Origin of the sequence: Paenibacillus sp. FSL W8-0187 (genome assembly GCF_037969755.1) — a bacterium.
Lineage (GTDB): Bacteria > Bacillota > Bacilli > Paenibacillales > Paenibacillaceae > Paenibacillus_AQ.
On record NZ_CP150206.1, the window covers coordinates 1,423,085 to 1,440,628 of the forward strand.

General features: G+C 45.4%; 14 protein-coding genes. 9 read left to right on the forward strand and 5 right to left on the reverse strand.

The window, feature by feature from the left end; all coding sequences use genetic code 11:
* Positions 1–300 precede the first annotated feature (300 nt).
* Complete coding sequence (locus MKY48_RS06210; protein ID WP_339292513.1) at positions 301–834, reverse strand: YbhB/YbcL family Raf kinase inhibitor-like protein; 534 nt, start codon at positions 832–834, stop codon at positions 301–303.
* Positions 835–1,009: 175 nt separating this feature from the next.
* Between MKY48_RS06210 and MKY48_RS06215 the strand changes: the two genes are divergently transcribed.
* Complete coding sequence (locus tag MKY48_RS06215; protein ID WP_339292514.1) at positions 1,010–1,675, forward strand: GntR family transcriptional regulator; 666 nt, start codon at positions 1,010–1,012, stop codon at positions 1,673–1,675.
* A 298-nt stretch (positions 1,676–1,973) separates the two neighbouring features.
* On the opposite strand, the gene MKY48_RS06220 is transcribed toward MKY48_RS06215, so the two are convergent.
* The gene (locus MKY48_RS06220) at positions 1,974–3,437 is read right to left on the reverse strand and encodes an Msr family ABC-F type ribosomal protection protein (RefSeq protein WP_339292515.1); all 1,464 of its coding nucleotides are present in this window, start codon (positions 3,435–3,437) and stop codon (positions 1,974–1,976) included.
* Positions 3,438–4,007: 570 nt separating this feature from the next.
* Positions 4,008–4,415 carry a helix-turn-helix domain-containing protein gene (locus tag MKY48_RS06225; protein ID WP_339292516.1) on the reverse strand — a complete coding sequence of 136 codons (408 nt, stop codon included), beginning with the start codon at positions 4,413–4,415 and terminating at the stop codon, positions 4,008–4,010.
* A 162-nt stretch (positions 4,416–4,577) separates the two neighbouring features.
* Between MKY48_RS06225 and MKY48_RS06230 the strand changes: the two genes are divergently transcribed.
* On the forward strand, positions 4,578–5,483 hold the full coding sequence (locus tag MKY48_RS06230) for a DMT family transporter (protein WP_339292517.1): 906 nt from the start codon (positions 4,578–4,580) through the stop codon (positions 5,481–5,483).
* 223 nt (positions 5,484–5,706) lie between these two features.
* On the opposite strand, the gene MKY48_RS06235 is transcribed toward MKY48_RS06230, so the two are convergent.
* Positions 5,707–6,027, reverse strand: a complete 321-nt coding sequence (locus MKY48_RS06235; RefSeq protein ID WP_339292518.1) for a helix-turn-helix transcriptional regulator — start codon at positions 6,025–6,027, stop codon at positions 5,707–5,709.
* A 318-nt stretch (positions 6,028–6,345) separates the two neighbouring features.
* Here MKY48_RS06235 and MKY48_RS06240 point away from each other — a divergent pair, with 318 nt between their 5' ends.
* Positions 6,346–7,707, forward strand: coding sequence for a helix-turn-helix transcriptional regulator (locus MKY48_RS06240; RefSeq protein WP_339292519.1), 1,362 nt, complete (start codon positions 6,346–6,348; stop codon positions 7,705–7,707).
* Between the two features lie 327 nt (positions 7,708–8,034).
* On the opposite strand, the gene MKY48_RS06245 is transcribed toward MKY48_RS06240, so the two are convergent.
* Positions 8,035–8,931: a GIY-YIG nuclease family protein gene (locus MKY48_RS06245; protein WP_339292520.1), complete on the reverse strand. Its 897-nt coding sequence runs from the start codon at positions 8,929–8,931 to the stop codon at positions 8,035–8,037.
* A 243-nt stretch (positions 8,932–9,174) separates the two neighbouring features.
* Between MKY48_RS06245 and MKY48_RS06250 the strand changes: the two genes are divergently transcribed.
* The 6 genes from MKY48_RS06250 (at position 9,175) to MKY48_RS06275 (ending at position 17,516) form a co-directional block, all read left to right on the forward strand.
* Positions 9,175–9,930 (forward strand): hypothetical protein, encoded by a 756-nt coding sequence (locus MKY48_RS06250; RefSeq protein ID WP_339292521.1) that lies wholly within the window; start codon positions 9,175–9,177, stop codon positions 9,928–9,930.
* 395 nt (positions 9,931–10,325) lie between these two features.
* The gene (locus tag MKY48_RS06255) at positions 10,326–12,140 is read left to right on the forward strand and encodes an alpha-L-fucosidase (protein ID WP_339292522.1); all 1,815 of its coding nucleotides are present in this window, start codon (positions 10,326–10,328) and stop codon (positions 12,138–12,140) included.
* Between the two features lie 7 nt (positions 12,141–12,147).
* Entirely contained in the window at positions 12,148–13,182 is a 1,035-nt protein-coding gene (locus MKY48_RS06260; RefSeq protein ID WP_339292523.1) for a glycoside hydrolase family protein, read from the forward strand.
* 774 nt (positions 13,183–13,956) lie between these two features.
* The gene (locus MKY48_RS06265; protein ID WP_098742239.1) at positions 13,957–14,907 is read left to right on the forward strand and encodes an ABC transporter permease subunit; all 951 of its coding nucleotides are present in this window, start codon (positions 13,957–13,959) and stop codon (positions 14,905–14,907) included.
* A gap of 16 nt (positions 14,908–14,923) precedes the next feature.
* Complete coding sequence (locus MKY48_RS06270; RefSeq protein WP_339292524.1) at positions 14,924–15,796, forward strand: carbohydrate ABC transporter permease; 873 nt, start codon at positions 14,924–14,926, stop codon at positions 15,794–15,796.
* A 139-nt stretch (positions 15,797–15,935) separates the two neighbouring features.
* Positions 15,936–17,516, forward strand: a complete 1,581-nt coding sequence (locus MKY48_RS06275; RefSeq protein ID WP_339292525.1) for an extracellular solute-binding protein — start codon at positions 15,936–15,938, stop codon at positions 17,514–17,516.
* The last annotated feature ends 28 nt before the right edge of the window (positions 17,517–17,544 follow it).

Below are 17,544 nucleotides of genomic sequence, written 5' to 3' on the forward strand. Positions count from 1 at the left end.
ACAGCATTGCAGGGGGGTGCTTTAAATACTTTGCTTGGTAGATGCTCATCGCCAAAACACTGAAAAGTCCTCAAAATTGAGGACTTTTCTGTTACTTTGGACAATTTGAATTTGAATTTGTTTTTGATCTTGCTCCCACAGCCGCAAATGATCGTATGCTTCAAAACTAGAATGGGCTGCTGGCACTTGGGGCATATATTTTGATGCTGCGTCGCTTGGAGCATTAGACTTTTCAGCTCTTGTTGTATACGAACACCAAAATTTTTCATACCATCGTCTCCCATGCCTCAACAGCTTGGATTACTTGATTTCCCCTGTTGCCATGAGAACGGCTCTTCCCAGCGTATGGCTCAGCATGGTGAATCCAAGGAGAGCCGGTGTGGAGTTAGGGGCGACGCCAATATTCTCGACATCCAGCGCATGAACGACAAAATAATACCGATGAGGGCCGTGTCCCGCTGGAGGCGCCGCACCGATAAACCGTTCAAGTCGCAAATCGTTCGGCAGTTGCAAGGAGCCTTGCGGCAAACCACTGCTATGCTCGTCACCTGCACCGGTCGGCAGTTCGGTGACGCTGGCAGGAATGTTGATGACGGCCCAGTGCCACAAGCCTGATCCGGTCGGGGCGTCCGGATCATACGCGGTTACGGCAAAACTCTTTGTCCCTTCGGGTGCACCCGACCATTTCAAATGGGGCGAAAGATCTTTACTGCCTTCCAATCCTGACATCTCCGAGTATTGCTGGGGCTGTAGAGGAAGGCCCTCCGCAATGTCGTTACTCGTCAATTGAAAGACTGCGACTTCTGGCAACTTGGAAAATGGATTGTTGTTCACTGTATATTACCTCCTTTTATTTTACAATGTCGATAATACACAACATAATCGATTCTGTAAAGTATAATCGTTTTATGTGTCCATTATTGAATTTAGTCTTTGTTTTTTTATAAATTTCGGTGTAAACTATCGAAATACGGATAATTATAATGTGCATGAAGGAAGGTGCTGCTTCATGGCCAAAAGGAACGGTTCGTCCACCTTAAGCGAGAATGTCACGAAGAAACTACAGTCCGATATTCTAACTGGACAATATGAACCCGGCTTTCCATTGAAAGTTTCGGAATTAGCCAGAGATTTTGAGGTCTCGGTTGCCGTTGTTCGAGAAGCGCTGACCCGATTGGCGACCCAAGGTCTTGTACAGCAAAACCCTAACCACGGATTTTCAGTAAAGACGGCGTCGGAAGAAGAGCTGAATCACATCATACAAGCACGGTTAATCAATGAATCCGAAGCTTTACGCCTATCCATCGCTTATGGCGATCTCACATGGGAGTCCAATGTAATCGCCGTTCATCACAAATTATCGCAGACGGCTGAGCACAAGGAAGTAAATGAAAAGCTTATCGTTCGCGAAGAGTGGTCCGAGATCCACCGTCAATTTCATTACGAACTTATAGCTGCATGTCCCAATCCGGTTCTCCTGAATATCTGCAGCAACCTTTGGGATTTGAGCGAATTTTATCGACATTGTTCGCCCCCTAAACAGCAAGTTCGCGATGGCCTCGCTGAACATAAGGCATTAACAGATGCAATTCTTAGCCGCGACAGTGATCGTGCTGTACAGATCTTTAGAGCGCACATCCAGCTCACCGCGGATGTCCTGTTTGACAATCATTAAGTGGTTATGCTACAAATACCAACTTTCAAACCCGTTTAGACAAGTAGCAACACAGTCGGAGAGGTGGCTGCCCATCATTTGAGCAAAGCTGCTCTGCCGCACCACCGTTGTATTCAATCGGTTCATAAGTTTGCGCGTTGTTTTCGAAGGACTTGGATAGGACGGGCTGTTTGAGATTCGCCAGTGGCCATTGGGGCAACTGAAATAGGGCACCCATATGGGTGCCCTAATTGGTGCTGTCTTCAAATTTTTCTTTGTGTTTGAACCCCGCTTACCCACTCGAAGACCCGAACAGTCGTTAAGCCCTCTGAATGATTTTTTTGTCCCTGATTTCATATACGGTATCGGCTACATTCTCTATCAAACGGATATCGTGCGAAATGAAAATGATCGTTCCCGCATAGTTCTTCATTAATTGTTCCAGTGCTTCCACCGCAGGAAGATCCAGAAAATTGCTGGGTTCATCCATCAGCAGGATGTTGTACCGTCCTAACAGCATTTTGGCAAGCTGCAATTTCATGATTTCTCCGCCGCTCAACACGGATAATGCCTTGCGTACGTCCTGCTGAGAAAATCCCATCGATGCCAGAACGGCTCGAATTTCCGATACCTCATAATCACTGTCTTCCAACATGAACTCCATAACCCCCTGATCACGGTCAAACTTGTAACCCGTTTGGGAAAAATAACCGATTTCCGCTTTAGGGGATACGGAAATATCATGTTCACGATGGAGTATCATCTTGAGAAGCGTCGTTTTGCCAGATCCATTCGCACCGGTGACTGCGATCTTGGCACCCAATGGAAACTGGAAAGAGGCCTCCTCGAATATCTCCTTGCCCTCAAACTGTTTGCAAATGTCTTTCCCGGTAATCGGAAACGGATGATGAAGCTCCAAGGCTTTGCTTTGCCGAAAACGGATGGTTCGCATGGCTTCAGGGGGTTTCACCTCACCAAGCGCTTCGATTCGATGCTCCATATTTTTAGCGGCATTATGGAGCTTTTTCTGTTTGCTGCCCGTCGATTTTTGATGAGCCAGGCGGCCTCCGCTTTCGGAGCTGTTTTTTCGTGAAGCGCCCTTGGCCTTTTGATCCACTTTTCGAGCCTGGTTAAGCTTTTCGGTAATGGCTTTCTCCAGCCGCTCCCGTTCCGCAGTAAACTGCTTATATTTTGTAGCCTGGCTATGCCGTTCCTCTTCCTTCTGACGCAAGTAATCGGAATATCCGCCCCAGTACTCCGTGATTTTCCCCTCATTCAACTCCCAGATCTTGTCGACGACTTGGTCAAGGAAATAACGGTCGTGACTGATGATGAGCAAGGCGCCGGAAAAATATTTAAGCTGGTGGATCAGAAAGTCTATGCCATCCCGATCCAGGTGACACGTCGGTTCATCAGCAAAAATTCCGTGCACTTCTCCGGAGAGGGCCTGGGCTATTTTTAGCCGTGTTTCTTCACCACCGCTCATATTCTCCGCTTCACAGCTCTCAATTCCCAGCTTGCCGATTAAAGCGTAATCTTGAATCTCTTGTACCATGACATCATCCAATTGGGGAATATAACTGAAGTTGCCTTCCCGAATGACTGTACCATGGGACAAAGGAATTTCCCCCAGCAGGGCTTTTAGCAGTGTGCTTTTTCCTGCTCCGTTCGCACCAACCAGACCGATTCGGTCATAGTCGTAAAGCTCCAGTCCATCAATGTCCAGAACATCGCGCCCCGAATATTCCACAACCATATCTTTTGCTTTCATCAATAATTCCATATTGTTTCCTCCTTCAAAAATCGCAGTTTCTGTTCGCAGGATCTCCTGCGATTGAAGAAGAGAGGTTTAAATAAAGAAGTACCAATGCATGGATCTCATAAGATCTGCCCCTTTACATATTTATTTTTCTGCTATTTTTATCGTCCGGCTGTTTTTTGGCAATAAAAAATACAGATCCGAGTCCACAATGGGGCTTAAATCTGCATGGATAACGAGAGAAGATGGCGATACAAAGGCATAGCAAACAAGCTAACCGTGTCGCAATCTATGTCTACATACGCAGGAAATAAGCAGCTCAAAAAAAGCCCACACTTGTGGTTTGGAAAATCCGCTTTTTTTATTGCCAACTTATCTTATACGCATGGAATGTAACATAGATCACGAGCCTCCTCATAAATGATACGTTGAATCATAACATTGGCTGCTATACCTGTCAATACAATAGAGTGCAGCCACAATAACGAGTAGATGTGAGTAGACCCTTAGATCGCTAGAAGAACTTGACCTGTTGTTGAAAAGGGTGCTTGGTTTTGAATTGTATTTTCTGATTCTGGATTTTTAATAGGTCGCTTAGCCATCGCTCTGGCTATTTTGACCATCCTCTTCAGGATCCTGCGATTGTAAACGAATATCAACAATTCTATTTTTATAAGTTGCTCCCCAACTCTTCATGGATAAAATGATCGGTTCCAATGTCTTTCCGAATTCAGTAAGCGAATATTCCACTTTAGGTGGTACCTGTTTATATACTTCGCGATGAATAATGCCATCCCGCTCAAGCTCCCGAAGCTGCAGCGTGAGCATGAACTGCGTAATGGCCGGGTACAGGCGGCGGAATTCACTAAATCTTTTCGGACCCTCAATGAGGTGATAGAGAATAATACCTTTCCATTTTCCCCCGATAACTTCCAGAGTTGTTTCAACAGGACACCCTTCTGTACTTGGAATCACATGGTTCTTATGTTTACCATCGCTCAAATCCCTTATCCCTCCCAATAGTTCAATAATTAATACTATATAATAAAATTATGCGTACTTCTCAAATCTTTATATATATTCTATTATAAACCCGTGTTAAGTTCAATTCATTTGGGCAAGGTTCGAACGGCACAAAATGAACAGAGAGAAGGATGTTGAGTCATGAATTTGAAAGGGTTGTTCATTGGGTTACTTTTTACGGTTTTATATGCTTCGGGGGCCATTATCATGAAAATTGGTCTGCTCTCAGCGTCTCCATTAACATTAGCCACATTACGTTTTCTGATCGCCGGGGTGCTGCTACTGGTCTTTATTTATGGATTTAGAAAGGGGAAATACCCTTTACCTAACAAAAGAGAGTGGGGCGTTTTACTGCTTCTGGGTTTGCTGAATACCTCGTTGTTTGTTGGTCTAGGCAACTTAGCGCTTCGAACCATTTCCGCCGGGATATTCAATCTCTTTCTACCCATCAATCCTTTTGTCTTTGCACTTTTTTCTCTAATCTTCATGGGGAAAAACATTGGTGCAAAAGAATGGACGGGTATGGCTGTTTCCGCCATAGGTCTATTCATCGCAACCTACCCATCGTTGGCAAACAGTCATGCCTCCTTAAGCGGCATTTTATTACTTGTTTTGGCGATGGTTTCGATGGCTGTTGGAAGTCTCGTCTTTAAAAAGGCCAATCTTCAGTTGCCTAATCTTGTGATCAACGCTTGGCAGGTATTCATTGGCGGAATGATTATTATGATTCCGGCTCTCTTCCTAGAGTCTGGAAATCCGGTCAATGTGGACGCGCATCTAGTCGAATACTTGATCTGGTCCGTCTTCGGTCTCTCCATTTTTAGCATGGGTCTCTGGTTTTATTTATTGAAACAAGATGCCGTTAAAGCAAACAACTGGCTACTTTTAAATCCTGTCGCGGGCTATATCCTGGCAGCCATCATACTGGGTGAACCGCTTACGTGGTACTCAGTCGTAGCCACCATCGTTGTGCTTTTCGGATTGTACTTGTCAGGAAATTTTCGCATCAAACAAACGAAGGGGAAAATGATAGAACAAACGGAATAATATCCTTTCTTAAAAGGTAAAGCTAAAGTTTTAAGAAAATCTGATTCAATGAATAAGAGAGCTTGTTTTGATCAATCTTTTTTCAAAACAAGCTCTCTCTTTTTTATTCAAGTATCAATTCGGTAAAGCAAAAAAACTCCCGTATAATCAGGAGTTAGTTAGAGCGTATTGAAATGCTGAAGTATAAGGAAGGAAGATAGATATCTTTTGTAATGTTCATTCTTTATTTCCGATACAACTCTTTAAGGATGTTCAATCCTTTTAATTGGTTTTCTTCATCCTGCTGTAATAGCAGCGAGTTAATTTCTAATATGATCTCATTATCTTTTTTACCTAATGATATAAAGTCAAAGAAGTCGAGGTTCAGAGCTTTTGTAATTTTTTCGAGGGTTTGCACGGTGAAATTGCCTTCTCCTCTTTCCAGCCTACCTATATAGCTAAATGAGGACTCGATTTTTTCGGCAAGCTCCTCTTGAGTTAAATTCTGGCTTTTTCTTATTTCTCTTATCACAATACCCAATCTCTCTGCAATCGGTTTATCCATATATATCGACTCCTCTTATATAAGAAGTGTAGACAAAAGGCAGTCAATATTGGAGTCACTAAAAGGTTTATTTATATTAATTATTGTCCTTAAAAGGCTATGGTTCTTGGAAGGTCTATTTGATAAATTGTAAATATATTCAAATATAGTTGTGGATGATTCCCAAAGGTGCTTCCTAACAAAGTAGGTTTTGTGCGGGAAGTAGCTTCATACTTTAATTGACAGGCGTTAAATTAATCTATACTATTACTATTATTATATGGATGTACTAAATTATGGATGTTCCGAATGCGGATATTCTTATTGGAGGTTGTTGAATTGATACATACAACCACGATACGATCAGAATTGGATGTTCACCTGAAAAAGACCGGATTAACTATAAATCAATTTGCGGAACAATCAAAAATAAACTCAGGGACGCTAAGCACTATTATTAAGGGTGTACGGCCCATTGCTGTGCAGCAATTAGATCGAATGGTATCGGCGATGGGACTTCCCGAAGGCAGCTTTTATGAGCTGTATGCAGATGAATGTTTTGCTTATCCGCTGAATTGGAGAAGACTAAAGCCGTTTTTGTACCGCTGTGCCGAACTGGATAAGCTGGAGTTAATTCAGATGGTTGTTCGATACATGACGGATAATCTAGCTTATGTGCCGATGCTTTTTGACACAGCAGAGGATTTGTTTAATCAGGGTAAAAATTCAGCAGCCGCAATTATTTTTGAATCCGTAGCTGAAAGTGAGAAATATCAACATTCCGAGCGGTTAGCTCTATGTCATTATCGACTGTTTACAATCTCACTAGGTCATGACCAGGAAAAAAATCTTCGGGCAGCTACCAAATTTGAAGGATTCGTCGAACGTTTAGATGAAGTGGATCAACTTGATGCGTTGAAGGATTTGGCTAATATTTATAGTTCTCTTCGACATTGGGGTAAGGTTGAGGAACTTGCAGAGAAGATGGGACGAAAGGCAACTATCCAATATACATATAAATATGAACAAACTAAAAGGCATTGTCTCCAGAAGGAACCCAAACGTCCGTTGTTTCTATATATTATATACTCCTATTTATTACGATCGGGTGTTTGTGATGAACGAGGAGATTATGAACAGGCGTTACGATATGTATCACTATATTCGGAACTGAGTTGGGTTCAGGAGGATTCTGAAGAAGCTCGTCGAATTATTGAGCAATATAAAATGTGGGCAGTAGCAAATACATATTTGTACCAATTGATGCTGGGGCAGGTTGAGATTTTGCCGGATTATGTGGCTTATATTGAATCAAAAGAAGACGAAATTCTTCCAGCGTTGACCAAGATTCTTCAGGCTGCTAATCAGTATCATTTTAACGTAGATCATATATTAGAGAGATTTCGAAGCAAGATTTCTTCCCTTACTGAGATAAAAGGTAAGTCGGAAACATACACCCATCAAGTGGGAGAAGATCGATATTCGCGTTTTTTGATAGAACTTGCATCCTATTATTTGAACAGACAAAGGAACGAGGATGGATTAATTTACTTATTAGATAGCTTAACAGTCGCTATTGATATTCATAAAGGTGACGCCATTCTGAAATGTGTTCAATCTTTTGAGCTGTTCAGACATGTCGCATCTGTGGAAATACAAAATAGATATAATTCACTAATCAGTGAGGTGAAAATAAAATGAAAAGAAAAATGATGAGATTTTTGACTGTATTATGTGTGGTTATTTTTATTAATGTTCCTGTTCATACTACTGAGTCCACGCCTGATGAGCCGCCACTAGTTCAGCAATTTACACATGGTATTGGGGGATCTTAGATCTCTTATTTCACTTTTATTAAAGGGAAGGGATTCATTGTCACTAGAGCATCCTTTTCCATAAAAATTCGAGGCAAAGTATGGTGTAAGTGGAGGCCCTGTCGTTTATCGATTAGGTTTCCAGTACACCATACTTGGATTAATCAGTATTAAGATTTAAGGATCTATAAAATTCAAACAATGGTTCATCAATTTATAAATTCCCTCTCTTAATCTCATCGAGAGTTTTCCCGTTTATGTCTTTCCAATCAGCCCAGCCATTCGAAGGTCTTCCGAGAACAACAGCACTTGCAGCACTTGGGGATTTAAAGACATGGTCATTTACAAAAATATAATGTGAGGTAGATCTTTCAACAATTCGATCGGAAATCAGTTTGTTTCTTAAAGCCAAATACGATTTCATGCTTGGAGCAGCTTCCAATACCATTTGTGAATTTTTCAAAACCACGAGGCCTTCGTCAGTGAATTGACCAAGCGCCTCTACGCCCTTAGACTTACAATAATATGTATCAGTTTGTAATATATTGTCGCTTTCGTTTGAGCCTCGCACCTCTTCAAATAGGTGATAACCAAGGGTAGAAATCAAAATTTTTATAGTGTCAAAAATATCCATTAAATCGGCTATGACTTGTTCGGGTAAATATGGTTTAGTGGGAATTGTTTGTTGTAATTTGAAACGATTTATTGCAATGCATTGCTCATAACAATACCATTCTAAGTACTTTATATGAGCTTTTGTAAATGAGTTATTGTTCGTTGTAATGACAACAGCTGTATCCCAGAAGTCTTTTTCTTTGTTATGTTGTTTAATTCTTAAGTAACAATTCTCCGCTTCACCTATATAAACTTGAGGTTTTAGATCATCTGTTTGGCCAAACAAAAAATATAAGCCTACACTTTTTGTTTCCTCGCGTTGTCCCGCATCATTTAATCTGTTTCTGGGCATCAAGGTTGCCCTAACAATACGACTTGTAATCTCTGCTATTTTTATCCCTCTAGGTGAACCATCAGGCAAAAATATTTGAATAGTTCTTGCTTTGTAACCTATCTCAGTCACCACCAATGCAAAATGTATGAGTTTATTATACAAAATTCTACAATAAAACGGGAAAGCAATGAATATTTTCTAACAATGTGAGTGCAAGATCATGTACGTTGGAATTATCGAAACGATATTTTCTATGGGGATATAACATAAAATAAAGTCTTTTCAATTGAAGGATTGGACTGTTGAATTATTGAATATGTCTATAGAACTATTAGTTAGATTGAATTAATAAGGGGCATCAAAATGTGGTCTGAGATATCAAAATTAATAGGAGCTAATCCTATAATGACACTTGTGATTATTATTGCAGGTACATCGACTATTTGGATGTATAAAGAGTTCAAGGAAATGATTAATCAGAATAACAAGGCGAAGATCAATAATATCAACGAGAAAATAAAGGTATATAGTCAATTACAAGCGAGTACCGCAGGTCTACTTCATGATAAGGGGCACAGAGAATTAAAAGTTATCCTTATTAATAAAATTGGAGATTTTAGTCCCTTCTTAAGTGAAGATGTCAGGCGAGTAGTAAGGGACTATTACAGATATGGAGATTCGGCCTATTTGGAAACAATGCTAGCCTTTATTGAAGTGGATGTGAGGAAGTTAGAGGAAGATAAAAAAAGACTTTCTGAATATAACAGCAATACCGATGTTGAAGGTTTTATTAAGAGATTATCGGATCCATTCAAACCGATCATGATGATATGGCTTCTTGTATGGTTCTTGTTGCTGGGCTACATTAAGTATCAATCTCAAGACACTTGGTATTCTAAATTGTTTGTAGGATCTTTTTTAACATCAATTTTTATAAGTGCAATAGCGGTTTTAGCAGTTTTAAGTCTGTTAAAGAGTAACGTTAGATATAAGAGAAGGACATATAAGTGGTTTGTATTTGGATATATAATATTTTCACCAGTTTTAATTTTTATTCATGATGCTCTCTCGATTTTCTCTTTAGTCACTCAAATTATTGGGCTTTATCTACTAATAAGACTACAGAAAATAAAAAAGAATATGATCATCACTTTTGATTAACAGTGAAATCAAGGCTAATCCATATCAATATAATCTCTTCTATAAACGTGTATTGGAATCCATCCTTTGAGCGCTGTACAACAAAGGGAATCTCTCTCATTTCTTCACGTTCGTCAACATTAGTAGAATTAACTTAGCTAATATACAAGGATCTGCTTTAGAACTGTATGCAACGAAATTCCTATCCCATCTAGTAGACTATTCCGACTTGCATTAAATCAGCTACTTCCGCTTATAAATTCATTCATCGAGTAGATAAGGAACTTTATTCCCTCCCCCACCTCAACAAAACACAACCCCAACCCAAAAAAACAAAGAGGCTGCACCAGCGCACCTTCTATAATAGAGGTTACTAGACTGTCGGACCGCTGACGGGCAGGTGAGGAGGGATAAACATGAAGCGGGATGAATATATGGACGGGGCAGGACTGGAGCAGGAAAGGTCGAATGCTCTTATAAGCGATAAGCTGGTAAGTGATCATGATAGTAACCGTCGGATAGCCTGGTGGAGGGAAGCGCGCTTTGGGCTTTTTGTGCATTGGGGGCCTTATTCGATGCTGGGCGGGATGTGGAACGGCGAACGGGTGGATGCGAATTATGCGGAGCATATCCAGTTAAGGGGAAAGATTCCGGTGACCGAGTATGCGGAGGCCGCAGCCGGGATGAACCCGGAAGCGTTTGATGCGCACGAGTGGGTATCGCTGGCCAAGCGGTCCGGGGCAAAATATGTTATCGTGACGGCCAAGCATCATGATGGGTTTGCGATGTACGATTCCAAGGTCAGCGATTATTCGATTACGCGTCACGCCCATTTTCCGAGAGATCCGATCAAGGAGTTGGCAGAGGCCTGCGAAGAGGAGGGGATTCGCCTTGGGATCTACTATTCCCATGCCATGGACTGGCATCACCCGGATTCGCAGGGGAACGCACTGGATTACCCGGGGAATATCGGCGCATGGGATCAACTGGAGGAATGGATCGGAGATGACGATAAGCGGGAACGCTTCGAACGTTACCTTCACGAGAAAGCCCTTCCTCAAGTAGAGGAGCTGCTGACCGACTATGGCCCGATTGGGTTGATGTGGTTTGATTGCGGTCATAAGATCAGCGACGAGCATGCCGTGTGGTTCTATGATCTGGTACGCCGGCTGCAGCCGGATTGCTTGATTAACAAGCGGCTGCGGGATGACCGATTTGCGGATTACGGCAATCCGCATGATAACCAGCTCCGGTTCCATCCGGTGCAGCGGGACTGGGAATCGATTCATACGCTGAATGATTCCTGGGGGTTCCGATATGATGATGACCATTGGAAGAGTCCGGACGAATTGATCGAACAGCTGCTGCGCGTGGCAGCCACGAACGGTAATCTGGTACTGAATGTCGGGCCGCTCGGAGACGGAGCGATTGACGATACATCGAGAAGTCTGCTGGAGACGGTGGGCAGCTTCTTGGAACGGAACGGCGAGGCGATATACGGCACGAGCGGCAGTCCGATCGGTACGCCGCAGTGGGGTTATTGCACATGGAAGCCGGATGAGAATCTCTTGTACCTGCTGGTGAGAGAATGGCCTCAGGACGGTTTCTTGATCCTGCCTGGTCTCGCTAGCGGAGTTCAATATGCGAGGCCTATCGGAGCAAAGGCGAAGGTGGGCCACCTGCCGTTCCGAAAGCTTGGGCCGTGGGACTGGCAGATTGATGTACGTTCGGTACCTCAGGACGCCTATGCTACTGTGATTGAGCTGAAGCTTAACGGGGAGCAGTTGGAGAGCAACGGGACTCCTAGATTCATATCTTCAATGCCGAATACGTTCTGGGCATATGATGGTGTTATCGAGGGCGATGGCCTGCGATACGATAATGGAAAACGTGGTCATGATGGCGTTACCGGTTGGACCGCTCCAAATGCGGCTGTTCAATGGACGTTCCGTTCGGAGGAAGAAGTGCCCGTCCAGTGCCGAGTGATCGTCACCTTGGCCGCCGGAGCGGATCAGGCAGGAGGACGTTATGAGTTGTCTCTGGATGAACAAAAGCTGACTTGTACCGCTTACGATACGGGTGGGGACGGATGCTGGGGAGAATGTGAAATGGGTCAACTGACCATTCTCTCGGCAGGCGTACATCATCTTGAAGTACGGGGACTATCGCTGGTTTCTGATTCATTAATGAACTTGCGCAAGGTTACGCTATTGCCAATGGAGAGGGAGTGAGGAATCAATGAAAATCGTATTTGATCCTGCACCGGTTGCAGGAGGCTTTCGAATGCCGGGATATTGGATATGGTGCGGCAGCGTTATCCAGGGTGAGGATGGCCGGTACCATATGTTTGCTTCGCGCTGGCCCAAATGCTTGCCCATGCATCCCGGCTGGCTTGCGACCTCGGAAATTGTCCGTGCGGTCTCCGACCATCCGGCCGGACCGTATGTATACGAGGAGACGGTACTCGGGGCCAGATCCCCGGCCTATTGGGACGGATGCAGCGTGCACAACCCGCATATCGTGAAGGTTGAGGGCTCATACGTCCTCTATTACATGGGCACGACGTTTCCGTTTCCCCTCCCTGAAGAAGGGGAGCCGCTGCTTCCGAATGATCCGCTCGTCGTGGTTGCCAGGGCGAACAAACGGATCGGGGTTGCGACCGCTCCTTCCATAACCGGCCCTTGGACACGGAGGGACCATCCGGTTCTGTTGCCGCGTCCGAATCATTTTGACAGCTTCTTGGTGTCTAATCCTGCCCCCTGTGTTCATGAGGACGGTTCGGTGAAGCTCATCTATAAATCTCGTCCCTATGAAGGGCATTCCTATGGCAACATGCAGTTGGGCTTGGCCTGCGCCGAATCGGTGTACGGTCCTTATACCCGTCAGCCTGAACCGCTGTTTCCCCCAGCGATTCATATTGAAGACCCCTTCATTTGGCGTACGGCACGCGGGTACGAAATGATTGCCAAGGACATGGACGGCTCCATCTGCGGGGAGCGCTATAGCGGAGTCCATGCGTGGTCAGCGAACGGGGAACAGTGGAGGATGACAACCAAACCAGGGGAACCCGTGTACTCTCGCAGAGTACGGTGGGACGATGGCACGGAACGGTTGATGGGTAACCTCGAACGCCCGTTTTTGCTCATGGAGGACGGTCGTCCGGCCTGGATGTTTGCTGCGACTTCAGACGGGAGCCGCGGGTTTTACGATTGTACGGAGACCTGGAACATGGCGATTCCGATTCTGAAGATTACGGAGAACGACGACGAATAAGAGCGATCCATATCCGACTCGAAGCATGATAAACAGCACCAAAAACGGAAGGTCGACCACCGTCATGCGATGCATGCACCATGTATGGGGAGTGCGCGCAGAGAGAAATGCCTATTACTCTCAGCGGCCCATGCTCTCATGTACGGCAGCGTTTTACTTCCCCGTTTACTTCACCTTGCTAGCCCTTTTGCTTACATGGCCGGATAGACCATGCTAGCAGAAGGGCTTTTTTTCTCTATTCCGCCTCAAATCCCCATCTTAAAGTGCGTGTTCAAAAAGGTCGATTTTCAGCACCGAAGTTTATGCTTCCGATGTGCGTTTTTTCAAAACGCTTCAGTTGGATGAAGCTAGGGACGTCAGGAGCGGAGCTAAACGTTTTCGTAGAAAACGACTTCGGAAGCATCTGCTTGGTTTGGGTACGTGAGCACCTGAAATGTTTCCGCAGGAAACATGCTTCGGAAGCTTCTACTTAGGCCCGGCTGAATTCAAGATTCGATGCCGAACTGCTTCCTGATTCGCTTCGTGTTAGATATAGGATTTATAAGTTATCAACGGAGTTGATGAAATTCTATATCGCAAGAAAACCTACTTCTGAATCGCGGTCGCTCAGCCTTGAATTTGCCTCGATTGGTTTTCTTATCAAAAGCGGACTTTTTGAACAACCTCTTATACACAATCGTAAAAAAACACATCGACAAACAAATGCCACCATTGTTGGCAAGGCCCTCCGCTTATACGATGAATACGAAGGCAAACTTACAACGGGAGGTCCTTATGGCGAACATCAACCCAAGCACGCGGCTAACACCGTCAGCGCGGAGCCGGGAATGGTTATCCAGCTTTCGCAAGTACAAGGCGATATACCTCATCTCGATTCCGGGCATCCTCTATTTTTTGGTATTTAAATATGTCCCTTTATTCGGCAGCGCCATGGCTTTTCAGGAGTACAACTTATTCAAAGGCATATGGGAAAGCCCATGGGTGGGGCTGGATCAGTTCTATCGCATGTTTCAGTACGAAGAGTTTCTGCGGATCTTCTGGAACACCCTTCTGATCGGGATGTACAGCATCGTATTTGCTTTTCCAATCCCGATCATTCTGGCCCTGCTGTTGAACGAGATTCGTCTTGTCCTGTACAAGCGGGTGCTGCAAACCGTTATCTACATGCCGCACTTTCTGTCCTGGGTCATTATCGGGGGGATTGCGGTAGGCATTCTGTCTCCGACCACGGGCATCATGAATCAGATTCTGATGTGGGTGGGACTCGAACCGATTTACTTCCTTGGTGAGGAAAGCTATATTCGCAGCATTCTGATCGGCTCCGGCATTTGGAAGGAAGCGGGATGGGGGACGATCATTTACCTGGCGGCGCTGGCCGGGATCAATCCGGACCTGTATGAAGCTGCACGCGTAGACGGCGCAAACCGGTGGCGTCAGACTCTGGCGATAACGATTCCGTCGATTCTGCCAACGATTATGATTCTGTTCCTGCTGAACATCGGCAATTTCCTTGATTTCGGGTTTGAGCGGGTGTTTGTGTTCCTGAATGCCTTGAACGAGAATAAGGGCGACATTCTGGATACATACATTTACCGCGTCGGTCTGCTCGGACAGCAGTACAGCTACACCACGGCCATCGGGCTGTTCAAATCTCTCATCGGGCTGCTGCTCATTGTGGGCGGAAACGCCATAAGCCGCAAAACGACCGGAAATTCCTTATACTAGGCAGGTGACCGAAAACATGATAAAAAGATCAAAAGGTGAATCCGTATTCGAAATTTTCAACTTTATCTTCCTGGCCGTTGTGTCGGCTGCCATGATATTCCCGATTCTGCACGTTGCGGCACAATCGCTCAGCAGTGATGTGGCCATTTCACGGGGAGACGTTGGCCTGTGGCCGGTGGAGTTCACGCTCTCGAACTATGCGATCGTCTTGAACGATACTTCCGTATGGCGTTCATTTATGATCAGCGTATTCGTGACCGTCGTGGGGACCGGGATCAACCTGATCGCAACGGCCTCGCTGGCCTATCCGCTGTCGCGCAATGAATATCGGGGACGAAAAGTCATTCTCATGCTTGTGCTGATCACTTTTATTTTCAGTGCGCCCCTGATTCCGAATTATCTGCTCATTAAATCGCTGAACATGCTGGATACCGTATGGGCCCTGATTATTCCGGGGGCGATTAGCGCGTACAACTTGTTCATTATGCGCTCGTTCTTCATGAATCTGCCGAACGAAATTATTGATTCGGCCCGGATCGACGGGTGCGGGGAGCTGCGGATCATATCGAGCATCGTGCTGCCTTTGTCCAAGCCGGTCATGGCGACGATGGGGTTGTTTTACGCCGTTGCGCATTGGAATTCATACTCGTCCGCTCTATACTATATCAATAGCCGTCAACTGTTTCCGCTCCAGGTTCGTTTGAGAGAGATCGTCATTACCGATCAGATGGGAGAGATGGACACCACGTTTGAGAATCTGGCGAACATGTCCCCGGAGGGCATCAAGATGGCCACGATTGTGATCGCTACGCTGCCGATCATCCTGGTCTACCCGTTCCTGCAGAAATATTTTATTAAGGGCATGCTCATCGGTTCGATCAAATCTTGATCGTAAAAGAACACAATCCCATAATAAGAACGCCAATACTGCATATGAGGGTTATGAGCTACGATGAAATGGATTTAACGAAAGCGCTTACCTCATGAATGAGCCACTTGTCTATTTTTGTGAAAAAGGGGAGAGGTTGATGAAAAAAAATTGGACGGTCTTACTGATCAGCGTCATGATGATGTCACTGCTCGCTGGATGCGGGGGGAAACCGGAAGAAGGAACTGTCAGTCCCAAGCCGGAAGAAACGAAGCAAGGTACAGACTCCAACAAACTGTCCTTCTCGATTTCTTTCTCCACGGGCGGCAACACCTACATTGAATCGTCACCCGATATCAATAAGGACAAATGGGTGCTGAAGCTGGAAGAGATGACAAACACGGATCTCGATATCCGCTTGATGTCCCACAAGGAATTTGATCAGAAGATGAGTCTGATGTTTGCAGGCAACGAAATCCCGGACGTTGTGGGAAATATGCGGGGAGGTCCAACAACAGGGTCCATGTCAGGCTCGGTGGAAGCCGGGGTGTTCATGCCGCTGGATGATCTCCTCAAGGAACATGCTCCGAATTTGATGAAGATGGTCACCCCGGCCGCGTGGGAAGAAGTATCCTATAACGGCAAAATCTACGGCATCCCGGCCTGGCTGGAAAATCCGTCGCGCCGCGCCACATTCATTCGCACGGATCTCATGGAGAAGGCCGGCATCAAGGAAGCGCCTAAAACCGTGGAAGAGTACCTGGATATGCTGCGTGCCTTTAAGAAGCTGGGTGTAGAGCACCCGTACCAATACCGTGAGGGCTTTAAATATGCGGATACTTTCCTTGGGGCATACGATGTGCTGCCGTTCCAGTTCATGGAGCTGAATGGGGAGGTCGTTCCGAAATTCTTCGATGTCGAGAACATGAGCAAGGCGCTCCAGACGTATAAGACGATGTACGATGAGGGTCTGATCCCGAAGGATTTCGCTTCGCTCTCTCAGGAGGATTACGGACGCAATATCAATGCCGGCAAATCCGGGATGTGGGCCTCCAACGGCGAGGGGTTGATCGGGTTCCGCACCAAACTGAAGGAAGTGGATCCTTCGATGAAGGTGGATATTTACCCATCCCCGACCGGACCGGACGGCAAGGGCGGACTCGGCTTATACAGTTCGGTATCGACCACGTACTATATCAATAACAAGGTGGGAAAAGAGAAAGCCATCGAAATCATTAAATTCCTGGATTGGATGCTGACGGAGGAAGCCGATATGTTCTTCTCCTTCGGGATTGAAGGCGAGAATTACACAATGGAGAACGGGAATATCAACTATAAATGGCCTGTGACCAAACAAGAGGTGGATGAAGCGGGCTTCCGAGCCAACCAGCTGTGGTTCGTTCATGAGCTGACCTATAATAAGAAGCAGACGGCCCTTACCGAGGATGGCCAGGACGTGATCAAGGCTTTCAGCGATGTGCTGAGCAATGAAGGCCGCGGCGGTATTACGTTCATGGCGAATCTGAACAGCTTCTCCAAGTTCCCGGATCTGGCTTCGACCGGAGATACGGGACCTAAATTCATCCTGGACAGCATGGTGAAGATGATCTACGGCAAGCAGCCGATCTCCGATTGGCCGAAGGTGCTGGAGGAATACCGTGCCAAGGGCGGGGATGAGATCATCAAGGAAGCGACGGAGCGTTGGAAGAACAAGGAGAACGTCGTAGACCGCACGAGATAATATCCAAGATAGGAAGTAGGGCATCTCC

Bases quoted from the DNA above. Each gene is read 5' to 3' on its own strand.
- MKY48_RS06270 (WP_339292524.1), top strand. From the start codon at position 14,924: ATGATAAAAAGATCAAAAGGTGAATCCGTATTCGAAATTTTCAACTTT.
- MKY48_RS06275 (WP_339292525.1), top strand. From the start codon at position 15,936: ATGAAAAAAAATTGGACGGTCTTACTGATCAGCGTCATGATGATGTCA.
- MKY48_RS06260 (WP_339292523.1), top strand. From the start codon at position 12,148: ATGAAAATCGTATTTGATCCTGCACCGGTTGCAGGAGGCTTTCGAATG.
- MKY48_RS06215 (WP_339292514.1), top strand. From the start codon at position 1,010: ATGGCCAAAAGGAACGGTTCGTCCACCTTAAGCGAGAATGTCACGAAG.
- MKY48_RS06250 (WP_339292521.1), top strand. From the start codon at position 9,175: ATGACACTTGTGATTATTATTGCAGGTACATCGACTATTTGGATGTAT.
- MKY48_RS06255 (WP_339292522.1), top strand. From the start codon at position 10,326: ATGAAGCGGGATGAATATATGGACGGGGCAGGACTGGAGCAGGAAAGG.
- MKY48_RS06220 (WP_339292515.1), bottom strand. From the start codon at position 3,437: ATGGAATTATTGATGAAAGCAAAAGATATGGTTGTGGAATATTCGGGG.
- MKY48_RS06230 (WP_339292517.1), top strand. From the start codon at position 4,578: ATGAATTTGAAAGGGTTGTTCATTGGGTTACTTTTTACGGTTTTATAT.
- MKY48_RS06265 (WP_098742239.1), top strand. From the start codon at position 13,957: ATGGCGAACATCAACCCAAGCACGCGGCTAACACCGTCAGCGCGGAGC.
- MKY48_RS06235 (WP_339292518.1), bottom strand. From the start codon at position 6,027: ATGGATAAACCGATTGCAGAGAGATTGGGTATTGTGATAAGAGAAATA.